Genomic DNA, 3,988 nt, shown 5'->3' with positions numbered 1-3,988 from the left:
CAGGCTTTTGTATCCGCCCGCGCCGGTCCATGCCGCAACGGCGTTGAGGACATTGACGATATATTCGCCGCCGCCAATTGTGAATATCTCGACCATCTAAGCTGATACTCCGCTCAAGGTGTCAGCGAGCGGTTTTGAACCGCGCGCGACCAGTCGAGGGCTGCTGCCATGGAGGGTGACATGGAAGCGGAGAGCATATTTTCGATCATCGCAGTCTTTTCGATAATCTGCATGATCGCGCTGACCTTGGCCTGACTGTTAGATTGTCTATCCGCCAAGGCGTGGCGCACTTCGTTTATTTGACCCTGCCACATCGCGAGCTTGGCCTCGTCCGCGCCGATGAAGGTGGACATCGAACGTCCCGCTTCGCCAACAATCCGTTCGAGCACTGCAAAGAGCAGATCAACCGAGGCGATTTCAGCAAGCGTCTCGCGGTCATCGGTAGGCATGCCGCGACCATAAGCGGCCTGAACGGTCAGAATTTTATAGAGCGGCACCGATGCGACCTGCAGCAATTCCTTTTCGGCATTGCCGATCGCCGTGTCGGCGCGAATAGCTTCGACCATGCTGGTGATCAGCGCGGCCACGCGCGGGCGAATGGCTTTAGAGCTAGCAAGGCTCATATTGCGAAACGTTGGATCGAGGCATTGATCGGCTTCATCGCAATCAAACACCTTGATGGTCTGTCCCGATGTGCCGTCCAGCAATGCAGTTACTAATGTCGAGGAGGCATCGCCGGCGAACGGCACAAATTTTCCAGGAGATGCGTCTTTGGGCGGTACATATATAATAGTCCCGATGAGCGTCATCGCATATTCTGCGAGTTCGCGGTCAAATGTGCCGCCCGGATTGAAGAAGGCGGATTTCTTGAGGATATGCCATGTGTAATTTCGCGCGACGCCCGGATGCACATCAGCATAATCCGCGCCCGCGCCCGCATTTGTGGAATCGCGCTGGCCTTTCGTACCGCAACCATGTTTGGCGGCAGCATAATCAGTAAATACGCCTTCCGAGTTACCAATCGCTTCACAGATTGCCTTGTCAGCTAGATCACCCTTCGGCCAGATACCGCCCACCAAACCCTGCGCCATTTCACAGCTGTTGATGTTGAGATTATTCATGAGCTGCGCTTTTTGCGAGAACTCCTGCATGATCTTTGAGCATTCCGGGCACACGGTGTCGATGGCAAGGCTGAAGGCAAAGCCAACCGCGTTGTTCGCCACGGCTTTGAGCATCGCGACAATCTCACTGGCGTTGATGAAAGAAAACGAACCTGCAAAAATATCAATGCCGCCGCAGCCCGCCTTGGCAGAAGGGAGCTGCAAGTTAGCAATATTGGTCGTCTTCTGGGGAAAGCGCGTCCAGACATTGCCGAGACTATAATAGCCTGCTGACTGACCCTCGAACGCCGTGGGTCCGGTGACATTAGCAGCACCGCCCATATCATCCATGAACCGGTCCATGCTGTCTCCGACATTAGCAGACACGGGAGCGATGATTAGACTTGCAGCTGTGATCGCAGCGATCGCTTTTTAATAATCATGTCCGGCTTCCTTTGATGTGAGTAAATAAATACGATCCTGCAGTTCATCAGCAGAAATGATGCCGTAGCCGATTGGAATAGCCCGGCTTTGCGCGCTGTCCCACAGCACCAGGGCAGGGGTGATTTTAGGCTTCAATCCCATGCGCGCACGTTGACCAGCTTCGACGGTGTAATTTTGGAAATGCCGCGACGGTCCGCCATCGGTTGAGATCGCGCGAACGGTCAGTTTCCAACGACCCGATACTGATTTTACGATTGGCGACATGACCTCACAGGCTCCGCAGCTCTGAGCAAAAAAGTAAAACAGCCCGTAGCGTTTCCCAAGATTGGCCATGACGGTATCACGTGAAGCGCTCCGGTCATCTTGCCATTGTCTTTTGGCGAGTGTGGAAACCGGGCGCTCGAGCGTATAGTCGAGATCCGGTTGCTGCCAGATTGCGCGCTGCCAAACGTCTGAAAACAGTGACGCACGATCAAGTTGTTCACGTTGGAAGCGTATATAAGCGATGACATTCTTGCGGGTTGGTTCGAGGATGGCTTTGGCTTTAAGCTCACGCAATTCCTTCGTGACCGCATCGAGTTGCTCGCTTGCGCTTGACTGCGGTTCTGGTTGAAGTGTTTCTGTTTCAGGCGATTTCGGCTTGGTGCAATAGAACCAAAATCCCAGTTTCCGTTTCTCGCAGTAGAGTTCATCCGCGCTGGTTCGCGTCATATTGGTTTGTTGATCAATTGCTTTGGATGCAGCGCCTTGCGCGAATGCCGGACTGAGGGCGGCATCCATAAGCAACGTTATTGCAAGGACAAGCACGGCCATTCCACCGAGCGTCAAGGGCAGGGGAAGCGTGGAGCCAAAAACATTTTTCATGGGCCTGATCTTTCATAGAAATCTTGAATTTTCTGCTGAATATCATTGGCCGCTTCGAGTTCATCGGGCAGGCGGGCGGCTTCGGTGAACTCCGAATAGATTTCGGAAAAATCCATTCTTGAAAGATCGAGCTGCGCGAATTCCTCGATTGTGAATCCATTGCATTGTTCGTCTTTCGCCCGAGTCCAAGGTTTGGGAAGCTGCGCGCGGCCTTGCTCCTGCAAAATACGCGACAATTTGGATGTGAAGCAGCAATAGGCTTTCTTCTTGGTGATGCAGATGCCGAGGATTTTCTTTGAGCAATAGCTGCCGACATAGGCACACAGTCCATTGGCATCGCGTTGGTGAAGAAGGATCTCTTGCGTGTCGCAGCCCAGCGCAACTAGCAGGCTAATGCCGGGAATGAGCGGAAAGCCTTTGCCCTTGCAGCAATTAAGCACCCCGAAGACTTTTGAGCCGCACGTCTCGCGCTCGCCTTTGAAAAGCGTTAATGTGTCGGGATCAAATTGTCCGCGCGCATCGTCCATCGCGTGAAGCGCAACAGCGGCATCCTTGAACTCGTCATTCGCTTCGCGCTCAATCGTCTCACATGATCCGTCGATGCAATAGACATCGCCGTCACAAATATATTGGCTACCCGAGCCTTGCGTATCTGGAAGCGGGCAATCATAAACCCATTCGGTGGTCGAGCAGGGATTATCTTCGCTTAGACAATCCTCGCGGAGCAATTGGCAAGCCGGATTATTATCCAATTCCTCGCAATCATTGGCAGCGCGCCGGGCATTGCATTGATAGGCCCGCTCCCATGCCCAACAGGGTTTTGTGACCGGCACACCGTTTATGATGCGGGTTACAGGGTCGCTGTCGCTGCAAGTCTCGGCTGTTTGTTCGCAATCGGCATCTTCGGCAAAAGTCCGACAAGCGGCATCATTTTGGTTTTCCTGAATAATATTTTCAGATGATGTCGCGTAAGGCGTTTCTCCCGCGACAGGCGCGCTGCAGCTCATTTCAACATAGGGTTCGCCGGGTTCAACGCAGTATCGATCCTGTTCACGGTTTCCGCCCCATTGCAAACACGGTCCTGGACGTATTCCGGCCCTCCGGCATCCATTTGCGTTAAATATCTCGCAAGAAGGGACGCCGCCAAATTGGTAAGGACTGATATCGCTGCACAGATAATGATATTGGGTCCGCTGCTCGACCCTTACATTTAGATAGATGCTGCAACTCTCGTTTGTTTCTTCCAGCGCCACCCCGCTATTGCAGGTAGCCGTATAACGGCCCGGCGATCCTGGAGAGGGCGGTAGCGGAACGCAGCGCCCTTCCGCCCCGCCAATTTCCATACCGCTGGTATAGGCAAGTGGGTCTTCGTTGATCGAATTAGACCGCGCAGTGACCGCTTTGATTTCATCTATCTCAAACTTCGCGCGCCGGGCATTGGAGTCCTTTATCGCTTTCATACCCTCGTGGCTGCGCGCTGCGGCCCTTGCATCGCCTTCAATGCGTTCCGGATTATCGGCATAATCCGCCTCAGCAGGATTTGATGTGTATCCAGGAACACGCGCCGCATCGGGCTGCGT

Annotated in this window: 3 protein-coding genes; all 3 read right to left on the bottom strand. The window is 53.6% G+C overall.

What is annotated here, in order from left to right:
* Positions 1-113: 113 nt before the first annotated feature.
* A complete protein-coding gene (locus C8024_RS19565) occupies positions 114-1,463 on the bottom strand; it encodes a conjugal transfer protein TraH (protein ID WP_173208337.1) in 1,350 nt (449 codons plus the stop codon).
* A 69-nt stretch (positions 1,464-1,532) separates the two neighbouring features.
* Complete coding sequence (locus C8024_RS19560) at positions 1,533-2,324, bottom strand: conjugal transfer protein TraF (RefSeq protein WP_100095347.1); 792 nt, start codon at positions 2,322-2,324, stop codon at positions 1,533-1,535.
* 80 nt (positions 2,325-2,404) lie between these two features.
* A partial coding sequence (locus tag C8024_RS19555; protein ID WP_173208334.1) for a conjugal transfer protein TraN occupies positions 2,405-3,988 on the bottom strand: 1,584 nt, incomplete at its 5' end.

Origin of the sequence: Sphingopyxis sp. BSNA05 (assembly GCF_013265645.1) — a bacterium.
Classification (GTDB): domain Bacteria; phylum Pseudomonadota; class Alphaproteobacteria; order Sphingomonadales; family Sphingomonadaceae; genus Parasphingorhabdus.
This window is presented reverse-complemented; position numbering and strand designations above follow the sequence as displayed.